The sequence below is a fragment of the Mesorhizobium sp. B2-3-15 genome (assembly GCF_006442875.1).
Classification (GTDB): Bacteria; Pseudomonadota; Alphaproteobacteria; order Rhizobiales; family Rhizobiaceae; genus Mesorhizobium; species Mesorhizobium australicum.
On the sequence record NZ_VFVO01000010.1, the window covers coordinates 191596 to 210541 of the forward strand.

The 18946-nt window shown below is 63.3% G+C and carries 16 protein-coding genes; 10 read left to right on the forward strand and 6 right to left on the reverse strand.

The features are described 5' to 3' along the window. Positions 1-108 precede the first annotated feature (108 nt). Together FJ954_RS21160 and FJ954_RS21165 are read left to right on the forward strand one after the other, a co-directional pair. The gene (locus FJ954_RS21160; protein WP_140662941.1) at positions 109-1488 is read left to right on the forward strand and encodes an efflux RND transporter periplasmic adaptor subunit; all 1380 of its coding nucleotides are present in this window, start codon (positions 109-111) and stop codon (positions 1486-1488) included. Continuing rightward, positions 1485-4568 (forward strand): efflux RND transporter permease subunit, encoded by a 3084-nt coding sequence (locus tag FJ954_RS21165; RefSeq protein WP_140662943.1) that lies wholly within the window; start codon positions 1485-1487, stop codon positions 4566-4568. Before FJ954_RS21160 ends, FJ954_RS21165 begins: the two co-directional genes overlap by 4 nt. Before the next feature lie 103 nt (positions 4569-4671). On the opposite strand, the gene FJ954_RS21170 is transcribed toward FJ954_RS21165, so the two are convergent. Further along, positions 4672-5127, reverse strand: coding sequence for a L,D-transpeptidase (locus tag FJ954_RS21170; RefSeq protein ID WP_015315431.1), 456 nt, complete (start codon positions 5125-5127; stop codon positions 4672-4674). A 314-nt stretch (positions 5128-5441) separates the two neighbouring features. Here FJ954_RS21170 and FJ954_RS32100 point away from each other — a divergent pair, with 314 nt between their 5' ends. Further along, entirely contained in the window at positions 5442-5582 is a 141-nt protein-coding gene (locus FJ954_RS32100) for a hypothetical protein (protein WP_246681117.1), read from the forward strand. Positions 5583-5839: 257 nt separating this feature from the next. Continuing rightward, positions 5840-6007, forward strand: a complete 168-nt coding sequence (locus FJ954_RS21180) for a hypothetical protein (protein WP_015315429.1) — start codon at positions 5840-5842, stop codon at positions 6005-6007. 73 nt (positions 6008-6080) lie between these two features. On the opposite strand, the gene FJ954_RS21185 is transcribed toward FJ954_RS21180, so the two are convergent. Further along, positions 6081-6782 (reverse strand): response regulator transcription factor, encoded by a 702-nt coding sequence (locus FJ954_RS21185; RefSeq protein WP_140662945.1) that lies wholly within the window; start codon positions 6780-6782, stop codon positions 6081-6083. Positions 6783-6827: 45 nt separating this feature from the next. On the opposite strand from FJ954_RS21185, the gene FJ954_RS21190 reads away from it, so the two are divergent. Together FJ954_RS21190 and FJ954_RS21195 are read left to right on the forward strand one after the other, a co-directional pair. Then, a complete protein-coding gene (locus FJ954_RS21190; RefSeq protein WP_181171238.1) occupies positions 6828-7601 on the forward strand; it encodes a response regulator transcription factor in 774 nt (257 codons plus the stop codon). A gap of 76 nt (positions 7602-7677) precedes the next feature. Beyond that, positions 7678-9765 (forward strand): PAS domain S-box protein, encoded by a 2088-nt coding sequence (locus tag FJ954_RS21195; RefSeq protein ID WP_181171236.1) that lies wholly within the window; start codon positions 7678-7680, stop codon positions 9763-9765. Between the two features lie 130 nt (positions 9766-9895). On the opposite strand, the gene FJ954_RS21200 is transcribed toward FJ954_RS21195, so the two are convergent. Further along, complete coding sequence (locus tag FJ954_RS21200) at positions 9896-10303, reverse strand: hypothetical protein (RefSeq protein WP_140616753.1); 408 nt, start codon at positions 10301-10303, stop codon at positions 9896-9898. 414 nt (positions 10304-10717) lie between these two features. Here FJ954_RS21200 and FJ954_RS21205 point away from each other — a divergent pair, with 414 nt between their 5' ends. After that, positions 10718-11920: an aromatic ring-hydroxylating dioxygenase subunit alpha gene (locus FJ954_RS21205; protein ID WP_140662947.1), complete on the forward strand. Its 1203-nt coding sequence runs from the start codon at positions 10718-10720 to the stop codon at positions 11918-11920. Positions 11921-12012: 92 nt separating this feature from the next. On the opposite strand, the gene FJ954_RS21210 is transcribed toward FJ954_RS21205, so the two are convergent. Then, the gene (locus tag FJ954_RS21210; protein WP_140663030.1) at positions 12013-13431 is read right to left on the reverse strand and encodes an aminotransferase; all 1419 of its coding nucleotides are present in this window, start codon (positions 13429-13431) and stop codon (positions 12013-12015) included. Between the two features lie 268 nt (positions 13432-13699). Here FJ954_RS21210 and FJ954_RS21215 point away from each other — a divergent pair, with 268 nt between their 5' ends. Genes FJ954_RS21215 through FJ954_RS21225 form a run of 3 tightly spaced genes read left to right on the forward strand, consistent with a single transcriptional unit; the run spans position 13700 to position 16561 of the window. After that, the gene (locus FJ954_RS21215) at positions 13700-14617 is read left to right on the forward strand and encodes an ABC transporter permease (protein WP_140662948.1); all 918 of its coding nucleotides are present in this window, start codon (positions 13700-13702) and stop codon (positions 14615-14617) included. Beyond that, positions 14614-15435, forward strand: coding sequence for an ABC transporter permease (locus tag FJ954_RS21220; RefSeq protein ID WP_140662949.1), 822 nt, complete (start codon positions 14614-14616; stop codon positions 15433-15435). The genes FJ954_RS21215 and FJ954_RS21220 overlap by 4 nt, the downstream gene beginning before the upstream one ends. A 52-nt stretch (positions 15436-15487) precedes the next feature. Then, entirely contained in the window at positions 15488-16561 is a 1074-nt protein-coding gene (locus tag FJ954_RS21225) for an ABC transporter ATP-binding protein (RefSeq protein WP_041163306.1), read from the forward strand. Here FJ954_RS21225 and FJ954_RS21230 read toward each other — a convergent pair. Then, a complete protein-coding gene (locus tag FJ954_RS21230; RefSeq protein ID WP_140662951.1) occupies positions 16525-17835 on the reverse strand; it encodes a flavin monoamine oxidase family protein in 1311 nt (436 codons plus the stop codon). The two genes, FJ954_RS21225 and FJ954_RS21230, sit on opposite strands and share 37 nt — an antisense overlap. Then, positions 17832-18914: an ABC transporter substrate-binding protein gene (locus FJ954_RS21235; RefSeq protein WP_140616746.1), complete on the reverse strand. Its 1083-nt coding sequence runs from the start codon at positions 18912-18914 to the stop codon at positions 17832-17834. Before FJ954_RS21235 ends, FJ954_RS21230 begins: the two co-directional genes overlap by 4 nt. Positions 18915-18946 lie beyond the last annotated feature (32 nt).

The following is an 18946-nucleotide window of genomic DNA, read 5'->3' on the forward strand; positions in this document are numbered from 1 at the left end:
CCGTCCAGACGGTACAGTAAGACCGCCACTATTTGAAATCGGGACCCGCAGTCGATATGTGTCCCGATGTCCGCGCTTCGCGCCGGATTTTCGACTGAGGGGACTTCCTTGTTCAAGCGCATACTCCGTGTCTTTATCGTTATTGTGGTCCTTGCCGTGCTCGTCATCGTGGTCGGCGGGATAGTCGGTTTCAACTTCCTGCGCGACAACGGCATCAAGCAGTATTTCGCCACCATGAAGCCGCCGGCGGCGACCGTGTCGACAACCATCGCCAAGCCGTCGAACTGGACACCGGGCGTCGAGGCGATCGGTACGGTGCGGGCCGTGCGCGGTGTCGACCTGACGGTCGAGACCGCCGGCATCGTCAAGGAAATCGCCTTCCATGCCAACCAGAAGGTGGCGGCCAACGCAGTGCTGCTGCAACTCGACGACGCCGTCGAGCGCGCTGATCTCGATGCGCAGAAGGCGCAGGCGGCACTCGATCAGACCACGCTGACCCGCGCCGTCGAACTGACAAGGCGTGGTGTTGGCTCCGACTCGACGCTGGACACGGCGCGTGCGGCGGCCTCCGCTTCGGCGTCCCAGGTGACCAGGCTGCAGGCCGTGCTCGACCAGAAGCAGCTTACCGCACCTTTCGCCGGCACGGTCGGCATTCCGAGGATCGACCTCGGCCAGTATCTGGCACCCGGCACCGCGGTGGTGACGCTGCAGGACCTCGACACGATGCGGGTCGACTTCTCGGTTCCCGAACAGCAGCTGCCGCTGCTCAAGATTGGCCAGACGGTCCGCCTGGGCCTTGGCGGCAGCGACGACATGCCCTTTGCCGGCGCCATTCGCGGCATCGACCCCAAGATCGACCCCTCCAGCCGGCTGGTGAACATCCGGGCGGAAGTTGCCAATCCCGAAGGCAAATTGACCCCAGGTCAGTTCGTGCAGGTGCGTGTCGAACTGCCCGAGGAGCAGAACGTGCTGTCACTGCCGCAGACGGCACTGACCACCAGCCTCTATGGCGACTACATATTCGTGGTGCAGCCGGCGAAGCCCGCCGGGGCAGCCCCGGCGCAGCCAGCCAAGCCGGACGAAAAGCCGGCGGCGGCCACCGACAAGCCCGCGGATGCCAAGCCTGCGGATGCCAAGGCGGCAGACGCCAAGCCGGCCGACGCAATGAAGCCCGCCGCCGATGCCATGAAGCCGGCCGCTGACGCAGCCAAGCCAGCGGACAAGGCCGCTGCCGATGCCGCCAAGCCAGCAGCGGCCGATCCGGCCAAGCCGGCGGCGGAAGGCGACAAACCGGCGTTTGTGCTGTCACAGGTCTTCGTCAAGCCGGGCCGCCGCAATCAAGGCATGGTCGAGATCGTCGAAGGGCTGAAGGCCGGCGACGAGGTCGTCACCGCGGGCCAGAACCGCCTCTTCAACGGCATGACCGTCAACGTCGACAACACGATCGACCCGACCAAATCGGCGAACAAGCAGGCCGACCAGCAATGAGCTTTTCCGATCTCTTCATCCGCCGGCCCGTCCTTTCGACGGTTCTTGCCTGCATGATCCTGCTGCTCGGTTTCCAGGGCATCTTCAACCTGTCGATCCGGCAGTATCCGAAGGTCGACGAGACCGCGATCACAATCACGACAGCCTATCCGGGCGCCAGCGCCGACCTGATCCAGGGCTTCATTTCCGCCCCGATCGCGCGCGCCGTCGCCTCGACCGAGAACATCGACTACGTAACCTCGTCCAGCCGTCCGTCCTCCAGCACCGTGACGGTGCAGATGAAGCTCGGTTCCAACCCAGACGTCGCGTTGACCGAAGTGCTGTCCAAGGTTCAGGGCGTACGCGGCACCTTGCCGGACGCCTCCAAGGACCCGGTCATCGTCAAGGGTACGGGTCAGCAGTTCGCGATGATGTACATCTCGATGCAGAATCCGAACATGACCAAGGAGCAGCTGACCGAGTATATCGAGCGCGTCATCAGGCCCCGCATGTCGACGGTCGAAGGCGTCGCCGACGTGCAGATCTTCGGCGCCCAGGAATACTCGATGCGCGTCTGGATCGACCCGGTCAGGCTTGCCGCGCGCGGCGTGACGGCGGCCGAAGTGCTGGCGGCGATCAACAATTCCAACTTCCTGTCGGCGCCCGGCAACACCCAGAACGAATATGTCGTCTCGTCGATCACCGTGCGCTCGACGCTGCAGACACCGGAAGCCTTCGCCGCACTGCCATTGCGCTCGACCGACGGCAATGTCGTGCGCCTGCGCGACGTCGCCCGCGTCGAACTGGCCGCCGCGAACACCGACACCAGGGTTTCCTTCAACGGCAAGCCCGGCACCTTCCTCGCCATCTTCCCGACCCCGGCAGCCAATCCGCTGACAACGGCGGCGGCACTCACCAAGCTGGTCCCGCAGATTCAGGAGACGCTGCCGAAGGGCATGACGATCGAAGTCGTCTACGACGCGACCGGACAGATCAGCGCCTCGATCGACGAGGTGTTCAAGACCATCGGCGAGGCGGTCGCCATCGTCGTCGTCGTCATCCTCCTCTTCCTCGGTTCGTTCCGCTCGGTGCTGATGCCGATCATCACCATCCCGCTGTCGCTGATCGGCGTCTGCTTCCTTTTGTTCGCGGTAGGCTATTCGATCAACCTTCTGTCGCTGCTGGCCATGGTGCTGGCGATCGGCCTTGTGGTCGACGACGCCATCGTGGTGGTGGAAAATATCCACCGTCACATGGAAGAGGATCACATGCCACCCATGCAGGCGGCCTTCAGCGGCATGCGCGAGATCGCGTCGGCCATCGTCGCCATGACCATGACGCTGGCCGCCGTGTTCGCGCCGCTGGCCTTCACCGGCGGCCTGACCGGCGCCCTGTTCCGCGAATTCGCGGTGACGCTCGCCGGATCGGTGGTGCTGTCTGGCATCATTGCCATCACCATCACGCCGATGATGTCGGCGCGCCTCCTGAAGCCCGGCAATGCCGGCCGTTTCCAGCGCATCGTCGACGGCACTTTCGCGCGCGTCGAGCATGTCTATGAGCGCGCCGTCACCGGATCTCTGAACTATCGCCCGCTGACGCTGCTCATCGTGCTGGCGCTTGTCGGTGTGACCGGCTTCATGTTCACCAAGACCTCGACGGAACTGGCGCCGGAAGAGGATCAGGGCTTCCTGCTCTCGCTGGTGACGGGGCCGCGCTATGCGACCTCCGATTACACCGAGACTTACGTCAATCAGATCCTGGGCCTGGTGAAGGACATTCCCGAGACCCGGGCGCAGTTCTCGGCCGTCGCCTTCGGCGGCACGACCAACAGCGCCTTCGTCGGTTTTGCCTTCAAGGATTGGGCGGAGCGGAAGCGCAATTCGAAGGAGCTGCAGGCCGACATTACGGCTCGTATCGCCAAGGTGGCGGGTGTCCAGGCCTTCGTCTTCGCGCCGCCGACTCTGCCGGGCTCTGGCGGCGGCTTGCCGATTTCCATGGTGGTGCGCTCGACCGGCGATTCCGCTCAGGTCTACGAGGAAGCCGAGAAGATCAAGAACAAGGCGCAGGCCTCGGGCCGCTTCATCGTCGTGCAGAATTCGATGGCCTATGACGCACCGCAGGTGACGGTGACCATCGATCGCGACCGCGCCGCCGCGCTCAACCTGCCGATCGCCGATATCGGCCGGACGCTGACGCTGCTGGTCGGCGGTGCCGAAGTGGCGCAATTCGACCGCGACTCCAACAGCTACGACATCATCCCGCAGGTGCCGCAGGAATTCCGCGACAACCCTGAAAAGCTCGGCGAATACTTCGTGCGCAGCGTGACGGGCGAGATGGTGCCGCTGTCGGCCGTGGTGACGATTTCGAACAATGCGTCGCCGGCGGCGATCGAGCAGTTCAACCAGCTGAATTCGTCGACGATCTCGGCGCTGCCGCTGCCCGGTGTCACCACGGGCGACGGTTTGAAAGTGCTCGAGGACATCGCCTGGGAGAGCCTGCCCGACACTTTCTTCATCGATTATTCCGGCCAGTCCCGGCAGGAGAAGGAACAGGGCAACACGATCCTGATCGCTTTCGGCGCGGCCGTCATCGTCATCTACCTGGTGCTGGCGGCGCAGTTCGAAAGCTTCCGCGATCCGCTGATCATCATGATGGCGGTGCCACTGTCGATCTTCGGCGCGATCGTGCCGCTCAATCTGGGCCTCGGCACGCTCAACATCTATACCCAGGTCGGACTGATCACGCTGATCGGCCTGATCACCAAGCACGGCATCCTGCTGGTCGAATTCGCCAACCAGCAGCGAGAACTGCATGGCATGCGGCGGCGTGACGCCATCATCGCCTCGGCCAAGGTGCGCCTGCGGCCGATCCTGATGACGACGGCGGCGATGGCGCTGGGTGTGGTGCCGCTGATCGTTTCCAGCGGCGCCGGTGCCGCGGCCCGCTATTCGATGGGCCTGGTCATCTTCACCGGCATCCTGGTCGGCACCATGTTCACACTGTTCGTCGTGCCGATGTTCTATACTTTCATCGCCAGCAAGGACCTGCCGCATCTGGCGGAAAAGCCGGATCCCAAGCTGATGCCGGCGCTGCCGAGCTGAGGCACGGGGCGCAAGACACAAAAAGAGGCCGGGATTTCTCCGGCCTTTTTTTGGCGATCGCTCCAGCAACTCCGGCACATGGCCGAATGCGGCAACCTGCCTGCTACTTGACGATGACGATGCTGGTGTTGGCCGCTCCGAACGTCTCGACGAGCTGGTAGAAATCGGCGGCGTTGTCCGGGTGCAGCCGTACGCAGCCATGCGAGGCGGGCTGGCCGAGGCGCTTGATGGCATAGGTGGCGTGGACCGCGTAGCCGCCGCTGAAAAACACCGAATGTGGCATCGGCGCGTTGTCGTATTTCTTCGAATACCACATCTCATGCATGCGCGTCGGCTTGAACGAGCCGGTCGGCGTCACGTGCGCCCTGTCGCCAGTGGAAACCTTCCAGGCGAAAGTCGGCCGGCCGTCGACCGAGACTTCCATGACCTGCTGCGACAGCGAAACGCGGGCAACGATGCTGTTGGCGGCATGGGCGGCGTTGGCGCCGAACAGAAGCGCACTGCCCATGAGCGCGGCGGCGGTGATGTTGATGAACTTCGCGGAAATGGCGGTGTGCATGATGTCCCCTCTCTCTGCCGGTCCGGCCGGCTCCAATTTGATGACGCGGCTTATCCCAGCGGCATGTTTCGGAAAGATTTCGCGAAATGCTCGTTTGTGTTTCGAATCTGTTTCCGCTGATTAACAGGACAATCACCCTGTTTGATGGCGCTCCATTCCGGACACGGGGCCAAGGATGAAGGACACAGGCATTCACCCCGAAACGAAAGTTCGAGTTGTCTCCTACATGAAAGAGTTTGTCTCAATCCGAAACCAATCTGCAACAAAGTGCGGTTTTGGGCGGCATGATCCGGATACCGACCGGATGCAAAAAGTTGACGCAACGAAAGCAGACGGCAACGACCAAGGGAACGAAAACGAACATACGCTCCTGGCTCTCCAGGATCAGCATCACGGCGGCGGCTGTCGGCGGCGGCACCATTGCCGGCGGCCCCGTGCGCGGCTGGCGGCGATGAGTTCGAGCGACATTTCGACCCTGCACGTCGCCCTGTCTGCGCCACGGTCTGGATCGTTTCCAGCCTGCGCATCGCCCAGTTGAAGGCCCTCTGGCGGGTTGGCCTTCGGCTGCTGGCATTGCGCGGCCCCTCCGGCAACTTGCTGCCGAGAGGACCGAAGGCCCGCGCCGCGACGGGGGGCTCCGTGGGCGGCGCGGGCACTTCGGGAGTTCCTGAAGCGACCCGCTACACAGTCATCTTTTTGGGGAATTCAGATCATGAAGACAAAATTCGCGGCTTCCGTGCTTTCCGCACTGCTCTATGCGCAGGGCCTGCTCGGCTTTGCCGCACTCGCCAGCGTGCTGCTCAAGGAACGCGCTCACGCAAGCGAGTTCGCCGTCGGCGGCGAAATGGCCTCGGGCCCGTCATTGCTGGTGGTGCGCTGAACCTCGCGGGCATCGGCGCGGGAAAATGGAAAGTCCGATGCTCATCCGACGAACCAGCAGGAAAACACAGCCGTCAGTCGGCGAATTGCCGTGGCGGATCGAACCTGTAGCCGGCGCCGCGTATGGTGGTGATGGTCTCGGTGTCGAGCTTGCGGCGCAGTCGCACGATGCGCGAGTCGATCGAGCGATCGAAGGCGTCGGCATTCTCGGCCGGCGCGGCTGCGATAATGTCGTCCCGCGTCAGTACCTTGCGCGGGCTCGCCAGGAACAGCCTGAGGAGCGCCACCTGGCCGGGCGAGAGCTGCTCCTGCGTACCGGAGCGATGCATGACCATCGCCGATCTCAGGTCGACGGTTGCGTTCTCCAGCACGATCAGCTCCTGGGTACCCCTGCCGCGCCGCGAAAGCAGGCCACCGACACGCGCGGCGAGTTCCCTGACATTGAGCGGACTTTCGACGACGTCGGCGGCGCCGAGCTCGAGCGCCAACACCTTGTCGAGGAGATCGGCCGGCCGGCATATCAGGATGAAATCCGGTCCATGCTCCCCACCCCCAGCTTGGCCGCCAAAACGCCTGAGCAGATCCCGCCCTTCCGCCTGGCTGAGGCTGTCCCCGACAACGACAACGTCGATGCCGCCGCCCGACAGCAGCGATTCCGCCTCCCAGGGCTGCCGCGCCCGGCGCACGTCGTGGCCGCGCCGCTCGAGATGGTCGGCAAGCTCGCTCGCGACGACCTCGGCGACGGAAACAAGCGCAATGATGGCTCGTGCGGCCATGTTTTCCAACCGTTCCCTGGCAACCGGATATGAGTGCTGGACATCATGTTTATACCCAATCTACTTTCCACTGAAAGTGGGAGCGAGAGCATCGTGCGGGCAAGAATTGTTATCGTCGAGGATGAGCCCGACCTGAGGGACGCGGTCGCCGAATATCTCGGCGCCGCCGGCTATGATGTTTCGACCGCTGAAACCGCGGCCGCCGCGCGCCGCCTGATCGAGACGCAGTCCTTCCATCTGGCTATCCTCGACATCGCCATGCCGGGCGAGGATGGCTTGTCGCTTGGCCGCTGGCTGCGCTCGAAAATGCCGATCGGCATCATCTATGCGACCGCCGCCGGCACCGCGCTCGACCGCATCGTCGGACTGGAACTCGGCGCCGATGACTATATCGTCAAGCCGTATGAACTGCGCGAGGTGCTGGCCAGGGTGCGCAGCGTGCTGCGCCGTGTTCCCCAGCCGACGGAGCCGCAGGACAGGAAGGCCAGCACGGATCGGCGCTCCGTCGCTTTCGGCCCCTTCCAGGCCGATCTCGACGGCAGGATGGTCACCGGCGCCAACGGCACAGTGATCGACATGGCCAAGAGCGAATTCGACGTGCTGGAGGTTTTCCTGACCCGCGCCAACCGGCTGCTGACCAGGGCCGCGATCTCCGAGGCGATCGGCTTCACCGAGGATCCGGAATCGTCGCGCGCCGTCGATATCCGCATCATGCGCCTGCGCAAGAAGATCGAGACGGACCCGGCCAACCCGAAATTCCTGCGCACGGTGCGTGGCGAAGGCTATATTTTCTCGCTGCCGGCCGGCGACGGCAGCTGAGCGTCAGACCGAGGAAGTCCGCTCCGCAGCCGTTGCCAGCCGATCGATTGGCGTGACTCTGGACTAATGGCTGACAATGATGGGCGACACGGCAAGCACGGACATGCAGGGTTTCAGGCAGGGCGCGGCGATGGCCGCCGTGCGTGTCGTGCGCCGGCTGCGCGAGGCCGGCGACTGGCAGCGCGAAATGGACGGCATACTGGAGACGCTATGCCACGCCATGGAGTGCCAGCGCGGCATCCTGTTCCGCCTGCGCGAATTGCCCGGCCAGGGTTTCGCCCAGTCGGTCGCTGCCTACTGGATCGATCCTGACTTCGGCGGCGAACTGGCCTCACCGACCGTCATCATGCAGTCGATCGTCAATTCGGATCCGCTGCTTGAGCGGCTGGCCGAGGATGAGCGGCAGGGCAAGATTTTCGCCGGCCATACGCGCGACCTCGAAGGATTCCTGAGGGCCGATTTCGAGAAGCAGAACATCAAGTCGTTCCTGTCGGTGTCGGTCTTCGCGCACGGCCATTTGTGGGGGACGCTGGCCGTCAATGACTGCGTCGAAGAGCGGGAATGGACCGACGAGGAGGAGGCGACGCTGCACATCATCGCCCTCGCCATAGGCGACGCCATCGAACACTCCCCCTCGGACGCCCATGCCAGCGAAGTGATCCGCCGCACCATGCTGCAGGCCTCGCTCGACGCCATTATCGTCATCGACGAGGCCGGGTCGATCATCGAATTCAATCCGGCCGCCGAGAAGATGTTCGGCTTCCTGCGCAGCGATATCCTCGGCAAGGACCTGCTCGACACGGTCGTTCCTGAATACTACCGCAAGGGCTATGCCTCGGGCGCCGACTACATGTCCGGCCGTGGCGCCCCGATGGTCGGCCAGCGGCTCGAGACCGTGACGCAGAATGCCGCCGGCGAGGTGTTTCCGATCGAACTGACGGCGACCGAGATGCGGGTCGCCGACCGCCGCCTGATCTTTGGCTCGATCCGCGACCTGCGCGACAGGCTGCGCGCCGAGGAAGAGATCAACCGGCAGCGCGAGAAGCTGCACCAGAACGAGAAGATGGCGGCGATGGGCTCGCTGCTTGCCGGCGTCTCGCACGAACTCAACAATCCGCTGGCCGTCGTCGTGGCCCAGTCGACGCTGCTGCATGAATTCTCCTCGGATCCGCAGACCAAGGTCCGGGCCGAAAAGGTTCGTGCCGCCGCCGAGCGCTGCGGGCGCATCGTCAAAAGCTTCCTGTCGATGGTCCGCCTCCATCCGGCGGCACAGGCCGAGACCGATCTCAACCAGGTGATCCGCGCCGCTCTCGAAGTGACCGCCTACGGCGCGCGCTCGAGCGGCATCGTCATCGATACCGATTTCGCGCCAGGTCCGCTGCTCGCCATGGCCGATGCCGACCACGTGACACAGGTGGCGGCCAATTTCCTCATCAACAGCCAGCATGCCCTGGCCGGCGTCGCCGGCGACCGCCTGATCAAGGTGCGGAGCTTCCGCAGCGATCGGGGCAATCCCGGCTTCTCGGTCGAGGACAACGGGCCCGGCATTCCCGAAGCCATCCGTTCGCGCATTTTCGAATCCTATTTCACCACCAAGCCGGTCGGCGTCGGCACCGGCATTGGCCTGTCGATCTCGAAATCGATCATCGAACGGCACAACGGCAATGTCTGGTTCGAGGAGGTGTTGCCGAGAGGCGCGCGTTTCGTCGTCCAGTTGCCGGCGATCTCTGCGGGCATCGCCGCCGCCGGCGAAAGCCAGCCACGATCGAGCGGCCTGCGCCATGCGCTGATCATCGATGACGAGCCTGACGTCGCCGGTTCCCTGTCCGATATTCTCGAACTGATGGGCATCAAGTCGCGGATCGCGCCGCTCTGGGAATCGGGCGCCGCCACCTTGGGTGGCCACATGCCCCCCGATATCGTCTTTTCGGATCTGCGCATGCCCGGCATATCAGGCATTTCGATCTACCGCGAACTGCTCGCCGAACGGCCCGACCTGGCGCGGCGTTTCGTGCTCGTCACCGGCGACCTGATCGGCGCGAAGGCGGAAGTCGAAGCCTTGCCGTCGCAGCAGCGGCCACAGATCCTCGAAAAACCGTTCAGCACGCTGGATGTACGCAGTGTGCTTTCGACCATCGCCGAGCAGGCCGCGTTGAAAGCATAAAAAAGGCTCCCGGCCGACATCGCGGCGGGAGCCGAAGCGAGCGCCGAGAAGCGCTCGGGGAGGTAGGGCATGATCCCCAAACGGGAACCGGTTTCGGGATCATGCCCCGGCAGAAACGCAGAGGCAGAAATCAGAAGATGTTGGGCGTGCTGGTCAGCGGCGCGGCGTTGGCGATCATGCGGATCGCGCGGGTCTTGTGCGTTCCGGACTGCTCGGCAATGGCGCGCAGGCAATCCACGCTCTCGGCGCCCCAGGCCTGCCCCCTGCAGGCGAAATCGATTGCCGGCATAGGCAGGCGGGCGGTCGTGGTCGTGGTCGGCGCGCCTTCGATGACGTTGGCGGGCGGGTTCAACGAAGCGAAGGCTGGGCCGACCGTCGGCGTGAACGCCATGCCGGCGAAGGCGCAAGCAGCCAGCGCCATGAACATTCCCATCGGGTGGTCGCTGGCGCGCTGGCGAAGGGCCAGCTTCGGGCGGCGGTCAGCGCGCTCTGGAGCTTGAAAGCGGTTGCCGCTGGTGATCTGGACTTTCGCATGCATCATCATCCCCTTCGTTGATTTTCTTTTTGCGATTAAACGAATTTAATCGCGCCTTGTAACGGTGCAAAGGTGACGAGAGCTTGGCAATGTAACCGGATTGAAACATCGATACGGGCAAAACCGGGCAGGGTCGGTCATTGGCTGTTTTGGCCCGAGGGGTGGCGGGTTGCAAGACGTGCACGACCGGTAGCCGCGTGAACGATTGGCGGCGCGAGCCAGCGATCGGGGGCAGTTACGGAACTCTGGCTAAGATCCGGATTTTCCGGGGTTTTCGAAGCCCGCAACGGCGCGGGATTCCCATGGAACCAGCGCCGACATTTTCGCTGCGGAACAGTCACATCTCCACAAGCCATTGCATTTCAATGCAAAATATGATTATATTGAATGCATATTCAATAAAAGAAGAGACGTTTTATGAACCCGCACCTCCGTGACGTGGCAATCCCGAACGATTGGGACCGGCGGGGACTGCCGGGCTGGAGCTACCATTCCGACGCCCTTCTCGAACTGGAGAAGGAGCATGTGTTCCGCAATCATTGGCAGATCGTCGGGCATGTCTGCGACATACCGGACGCCGGCGATTACCTCACCATGGATGTCATTGGCGAACGCGCCCTGATCGTGCGCGGCAAGGACGGCGTGGTACGCGGTTTCAACAACATGTGCCGCCATCGCGGCAGCCGCGTCGTCGCCGACAGCCAGGGCAATTGCAAGAACGCGCTGGTCTGTCCGTTTCACGGCTGGGTCTACAATCTCGACGGCACGCTGCGCGGCGCCGCCCGCCCGCGCTCCTTCCCCGACCTCGACAAGACCGAGTTTGGCCTGATGCCGCTCGACCTCGAAATCTGGATGGGCTTCATCTTCATCCGCTTCCGCAATGGCGGGCCACAGCCCTCCGTCGCCGAGCTGCTGAGGCCGATCGAACCCGAATTCGCGCATTACAAGGCCGCCGACATGGTGCCTTCCTGGGGCATCTGGACCCAGAAGACGCCGGTCAACTGGAAGTCGGTGCGCGACGTCGACAATGAAGGCTATCATGTCGCCATGGCGCATCCGGCCTTGCAGGATCTCTATGGCGCCACCTATTTCGACGAGCCCTTCGTCAATGGCGTCTCGCGCTCCTTCGCCACCTACAACCCGCATGCCGGCCGCCGCTGGAGCGTGAAGAACTACGTCAAGATCGCGCCGGAGCCGACGCATCTGCCTGACCATCTCAGGAAGGCCTGGGTCTATTACGGTATCTTTCCCAACGCCGTTCTGTCGGTGATGCCGGAATCAGTGCAGTTTTATCAGGAGTTCCCACTGTCGACGGGTGAGACGCTGCTGCGCGGCGCCATCTATCGTTACCGCGACGAGAGCCGAGAGCAGGCCGCCGCCCGCTACCTCTCCTTCCGCATCGATCGCGACACCATGTCGGAAGATGTGCAGCTCTCGGTCTGGTCGAACGAATCCATGCTGTCCGAGGCTTTCGAGGGCTTTTATCTCTCCGACCTCGAATATGGCGTCCGCACCCACCACGACCACCTGCGCAAGCAGGTTCCGGTGCTCGGCCTGGAAACGGCGCCGGAGGAGAAGGACATGTGGGATTTGAACGACGCGCTGAGGTCGCGGGCATGACAACCCTGCTGATTGGTGAAGTCCCCGTCAGCGCTGCCCATCATCCGCCCTTCGGGCACCTTCTCCCCGTGAAAACGGGGAGAAGGAGAAACTCACCCCTGCCACACACCCTCTTTCCTGAGATCTTCCATCGTGCGTGAAATACCCTCGCGCAGGATGCCGACCATGTCGTCGATCTGCTCGCGCGTAATGACGAGCGGCGGCGACATCACGCACATGTTGATCAGCGGCCGCACCAGCAGGCCAAGCTCGTGGCAGTGGGCGTCGATGCGTTTGCCGACATCCTTGTCGAGCTGCAGCGGATCCTTGCTTTCGCGATCGGCGACGCATTCGACACAGCCCATCAGCCCGACGCCGCGCACTTCGCCGACCAGCGGCAGCTCTTCCAGCGTCTTCAATTGCGCCTGGAAATAGGGCGCGACCGCCTGCGTGTGAGCAAGCACGCTCTCTTCCAGCAGGTCGAGATTCTTCAACGCCACGGCACAGCCGACCGGATGGCTGGTGTAGGTCAGGCCATGGCCGAACATCGCGTCGGGATGGTTGGAACGGCGTAATTCCTCCAGCAGCCGCTCCGAGATGATGACGCCGCCAAGCGGGAAATAACCCGAGGTGACGCCCTTCGCGAAAGTGATCATGTCGGGGTCGATGCCGAACACGTCGCCCGAGGCAAAGACATGGCCCAGACGTCCGAAGCCCGTCACCACCTCGTCGGAGATATAAAGAATATCCTTGTCGCGGCAGATCTCGCGGATGCGCCTGAGGTAGCCGTCCGGCGGAATGATGACGCCGCCGGACGCCTGTATGGGTTCGCCGACGAACGCGCCTATTCTGTCGGCGCCGACACGCGCGACCGTATCGCGGAACTGGTCGACAAGGAAATCGGTGAAAGCGGCGATGCTCATGCCTTTCGGCCGGCGGAACGGGTCGGGGGAGGCGAGCTTGACCACCAGTTCGTCGGCGCCATCCATCCAGTCGCGGTCGCGCGGGCGGCCATTGAGCGAGGCCGAGAGATAGGTTGAGCCATGATAGGCGCCGCCACGGCTCAGGATCAGCTTCTTTTCCGGCCGGCCGCGCACATTGTTGTAAAACTGCATGAAGCGCAGCGCCGTCTCGACCGCCGAGGAACCGCCCGTGGTGTAGAAGACGTGGCTGAGGTCGCCTGGGGCATGGCCGGCGATGCGTTTGGCAAGCTCCGCCGACGGCGCGTTCATCGTGTACCAGGGCGTGTTGTAGGACAGCGCCATCGCCTGGTCGTACATCACCCTGGCGAGTTCCTCGCGACGATGCCCGACATTGACGCACCACATGCCGGCCGGGCCGTCTATCAGCCGCTTGCCGGTGCTGTCGGTAATGTAGATGCCATCGCCTTCGCCGATCAGCGCGCGCGCCTCCGAACCGACGGAACCGGCGTAGGGCCAGGGCTGGATGAGATGACGCTTGGCCAGTTCGACCGCATCGTCGCCACCAGGGCCAGCCGTTTCGCGTGCCTTCAGATCCCTCACCGCCGCCATCATCGCCTCCACATCATCCCCGAATTTTCCGGGCATTAATCCGGTTCGCCATGGCCGAAATCGCCGCCCTGCTCACACGATTTTGAATGTCCGTTCAATCAATATTGCAGAATTAGCGCTTGATTTCAATCCGCGGATGCGCGCATGATGAAAGAAAGCCGGGAAGGGGAACAATAGCCGGCGCCAGCCCAATGGGATGCCGTATGGCGGGACAATCCAGGCCAGCAATCGAGATCACACGCGGAGCCCGGAGCCCCGGAGTCCGGCAATGACGGCGGCTGCGGAAGGGGCGCCCTCGTTGGGCATGACGCGGGCCAGACGAAATGCCCTTCTGCAATCCGAGCCTGTACAAGGCTTTGCCCTGATCAGCCCGACCTTTCTCTACGCTCTCATCCTTCTGGTCCTGCCGATCCTGGTCGTCATCGCCCATTCCTTCTGGACGCAGCACTACCTGACCATCGACCGCACCTTCACGCTGGAAAACTATCGCGTCGCACTGACCGAGCCGATCTACCGCGATCTGTTGTGGCGCTCGCTCTACATCTCGCTGACGGTCAGCCTGTTCACCGTCGTCCTCGCCTACCCGATCGCCTATTTCATTTCCTTCCATGGCGGCCGTCACAAGAGCCTGTGGCTGTTCCTCATAACCATCCCGTTCTGGACCAGCTATCTCTTGCGCGTGATGTCGTGGAAGGTCATCCTGGGCTATAACGGCGTCTTGAATTCCGGCCTGATGGGTCTGGGCATCATCGACGAACCGTCGACCGCCCTGCTCTACAATTCGAGCGCCGTCATCATCACGCTCACCCATGCCTGGGCGGCCTTCGCCATCCTGCCGATTTTCGTGTCCCTGGAGAAGGTCGACCGCACGCTGGTCGAAGCGGCCACCGACCTTGGCGATGGACCCTTCCGGTCGTTCCTGCGCGTGACCTTGCCGCTGTCGGCGCCAGGCATCATTTCCGCGGCGCTGATCGTCATGATCCCGACTGTCGGCGACTATGTCACGCCAAAGCTCGTCGGCGGCAAGGATGGCGTCATGATCGCCAATGCCATCCAAGCGCAGTTCGGCAAAGCCGCCAACTGGCCGCTCGGTGCCGCACTTTCCGTCACCACCATGCTGATCGTCTCTCTGATGGCCGGCGCCACGGTGCTGATCATCCGCGGCTTGCAAAGGATGGCGCGATGAAGGCGCGGCGCTTCCTGCCGGGCTGCTGGCTGTCGGCCTATGCGTTCCTCTATATCGTCTTCCTCTATCTGCCCGTCATCTTCCTGCCGATCTTCTCGGTCAACACGGCGGCGACGCCGAAATTCCCGCTGACCGGCTTCACCCTGCAATGGTACGAAGACCTGCCGCGCACGCCGGCGCTGCTCGATGCCGCCTGGAACAGCCTGATCGTCGGCGTCTCGGCAGCCATCCTCTCCACCGTACTCGGCATCCTCGCCGCCCGCTCGATCACCCGCTACCGCTATCCCGGCCGCCGCGCCATCAACGGTCTGATCATGGCCCCGCTTGTGCTGCCCGAAGTGATCGTCGCCATCTCGATGCTGCTGGTGATGCTGCAGTTGGGCCTCGGTCTTTCGCTGTTCACTGTCGTGCTCGGCCACGTCCTGGTCTGCATTCCCTATTCGATGACGGTGCTGACTTCCGGCTTCGAGGGTTTCGACCGCAGCCTCGAGGAAGCCTCCGCCGATCTCGGCGAAAGCGCCTTCGGCACTTTCCGGCGTGTAACGCTGCCGATGGTGGCGCCGGCGATCATTTCCAGCCTTCTGGTCTGCTTCACCATCTCGCTGGACGAATTCATCATCGCCTTCTTCCTCACCGGCACCGAGGCGACGCTGCCGATCTACATCTGGGGCCAGTTGCGTTTCGCCTCGAAACTGCCCGGCGTGCTGGCGCTGGGCACGCTGCTTTTGGTTGCCTCTTTCCTGTTGATGACAATTGCTGAAGTCCTGCGTCGCCGCGCGGCCAGACGCACCCAGAACGAGGGAGGCCTCTATGCCTGAGCAGCCGCGGATCGAGCGCCCTCACGCGGACAGGATCCAATCCGAAAGATCGATGATCGAGATCCGCAATGTCACCCGCAGCTATGGGGCGTTCAAGGCGCTGGACGACGCCTCCCTGACCATCAGGGAAGGCGAGTTCTTCTCGCTGCTCGGCCCGTCGGGCTGCGGCAAGACCACGCTTTTGCGCATGATCGCCGGCTTCGACAATCCGACCAGCGGTTCGATCGCGGTTGGCGGCCAGCCCATGGAAGGCATACCGGCTAACCGCCGGCCGACCAACATGGTGTTCCAGAGCTACGCGATCTTCCCGCACCTCAATGTCGAGCAGAACGTCGCCTACGGGCTGAAGCGGTTGAAGCTGCAGGGTGACGAAGAGAAGCGCCGGGTCGAGGAGGCGCTGGCGCAGGTCTCGCTCACCGGCCTCGGCAAGCGGCTTGCCACGGAGCTTTCCGGCGGCCAGCGGCAGCGCGTCGCGCTCGCCCGCGCCCTGGTGATGCGACCTAAGGTGCTTTTGCTCGACGAGCCGCTGTCGGCGCTCGACAAGAAGCTGCGCGAGCAGATGCAGGTCGAACTGCGCCGCCTGCAGCAGGCCGTCGGCATTACCTTCGTCCTGGTCACCCACGATCAGTATGAAGCGCTCGCAATGTCCGATCGCATCGCCGTGATGTTCGGCGGCAAGATCGCGCAGGTCGCCTCCCCGAAGGAAATCTACCAGCGCCCGGTAAACCGCCAGGTCGCCGACTTCCTTGGCGGCATGAATTTCGTCAAGGCCGAGATCGTCGAGGAGAACGGCGCCTCGCTGATCGTCGACACGCTGGGTTTCGGCCGTATCAAGACCGACAAGCCGAAGGCTTTCGTGCGCAATGGCGGCGGCGCGACGCTCGGCATCCGACCGGAGCGCCTGCGCGTGCTGTGGGACAACGCGACAGCCAAGTTCGAGGTCGCCGGCAAGGTGGTGGAACGCCACTATTTCGGCGAGATCACCCATCTGATCGTCGAAATCCCTGGCCTGGAGAAGCCGCTCTCGGTGACCGAGACCAACGATTTCGGCGCCGATGACATTCCAGTCGGCACCTCGATCCGCCTCGCCTATGATCCGGAAGCGTTGGTCGCGATGGCCGACTGAACTCCGGCGATGATCCTGCGCGCCGCGATACGCCCGGCCACGATCGCGCCCTCGACATAGCCCGGGAATGACGGCGCCAATTCCGACGACGCGAAATGCACCGGCGGTGCGCCGGCAAGAATGGTGGCCTCGGCACCCCTCGCCGACACATCGACGATCAGGTCGCTATAGGCACCGCCGCTCCAGCGATCATGCGTCCAGTCACGGCGGTTGAAATCGAGAACATCCGCCGCCTCCGGACCGAGCGCCTCCACAAGCTCCGTCGTCACCTGCGTCCGCAGATCCGACTCGCCGAGTTCGTGCCAGCGCAGCGCCAGCGGTCCGCCAACGAAGACGACAAGCGCCGCATGATCGGGATCCCTGCTGGCGTCGCAGGCAAACAGCCCCGGCAGATCGCGCCACATCACCATCCCGCTCAAATCCCGCTCGCGCCAGAACGGCTTGGGATAGCGCACCAGGACCTTGATCACCGCGCCGCTTTCCCAGGCGCCGAGCGCCGCTTCCAGGGCTGCCGGCAAGGCGGGCGTAAAATCGAGCTTCGCGGCTGTCGCCGGCGGCACGGCGACCAGAACTTCTCGCGCTTCGATCACGCTATTGCTCGAGACGACACGAACCCCTGGCGGACCGTATTCGATGCGGGTGACAGGTTCACCGAGCCTCACCCGGCCGCCGAGGTCCTCCGCCAGATCATCGGCCAACGACTGCATGGTCTCGCGCAGGGAATATTGCAGCTCCGGCACCTCATTGGTGATACGCCGGTCATTGTCGATCAGATACCAGAGCGGCACCCTCTCCAATGCCAGGCACCACAGGCCCTCGATCATCGACCGGAAGGCCGCCTTGACCTCGCCCACGTCATCCTGCCGCTCCAGCCACTCGGCAACGGTCAATCCCGCAATGGCGGGATCGTTGGGCTCGATGCTGTTCATGCGTTCGCGGATCGCCATCGAGGCGTGATAGGTCCGTTCGGCCCGGCCGACCGACATTGACGGGCAAGTGATGAAATCGCCCTCGACATAAGTCTCGACGAAGGTCTTGCCGCGAGCCTGGGCCAGTTCCATCAGCTGCGGCATGTCCTCGCACAGGAACTGGCCGCCGCTGTCGATGCGCTCGCCAAGCCCGTTCCACATAGCCTCGACCCGCCCACCGACGCGGTCGCGTGCCTCGAGCAGCAGGAAGCCGACGCCGGCCCTCTTCAGCTCGAGCGCCGCCGACAGCCCGGTGAAGCCGGCGCCGACGATGACGACGTCGGTTCTTTCTGTCTTGTCGTTCAATAGCCAGCCTTGATCTTCTCGAACTCGGCGATCATCTTGAGCTTGAGATCTGACGGGAGCGGCTGCTGGAACAGCGTCTTGTCGACGAATTTCTGCACGTCGTCATAGCCCTTTTCCTTCAGGATGGCCTGATCGACGCCGGCCATGCCCTTGGCGTTGGCCTGGCCGTAGCCCCAGTCCTTGACCAGCACCTTGGCGGTCTCCGGATCGTTGACCGCGTTGAGATAGTCATAAGCCTTGTCGGTATTGCCGGGCGCATCCTTGAACAGCACGTAGCCGCACACCCAGGTCGAGATGCCTTCCGCCGTGTCCTTCTTAGACTTGATCGGCACGCCGGCAGCGACCGACTGTACGGTCGCATCGTTCCAGGCCCAGGCGAGATCGACTTCGCCACCGCTCAGAAGCTGGACGACGTCGGTGGTATCAGTCCAGTAGGAGCGCACGTTCTTGTGCACCTGGCGCAGGAAGTCGGAGGCCTGCTTGAACTGGTCGTCGGTCATCTTGGTCCAGTCCTTCAGGCCGATGGCGAGGCTCGCCAGCGCATAGGCATCGTCGACATTGTCGCCGATCGAAACGCGGCCCTTGAACTTCGGATCGGCGAACGCCTTCAGCGACTGCACGTCCTTTTCGTCGATCTTGGAGGAGTTGTAGGTAAGCTGCGTGTTGCCCCAGTCCCAGGGCATGAACCAGGCTTTCCCGTCCTCCGTCGTGGCGAGATTTTTCATCGCCATGATGCCGGGGTTGAGATCCTTCCAGCCCGTGATCTTCGAGGTATCGAGCGGTTGCAGCAGGCCCGCCTCGCGCCACTTCGTCACGCTCTGCGAGCAGGGATGGCCAAGGTCGGCCTTGAAGCCGGAACGGACCTTTTCGAACGCTTCGTCCTCATCGCCGAAGAAGGCAAAGGTCGGCGAATCGCCGTTTTTCTCGACATATTTCGGGTGGAAGCTCGGATCCTCATAGCCTGACCAGTCGAACACGATCAGATCCTTGTCGGCCGCGATCGCCAGCGCCGCGGCCGAAGCCGCCAGTGTTCCCGCCAGCGCGAGCGTCAGCGTCAGGCGCCTTGTCAGTGTCTTCATTGCTGTTCCATCCTCTGCGGTTTCTTATGGTT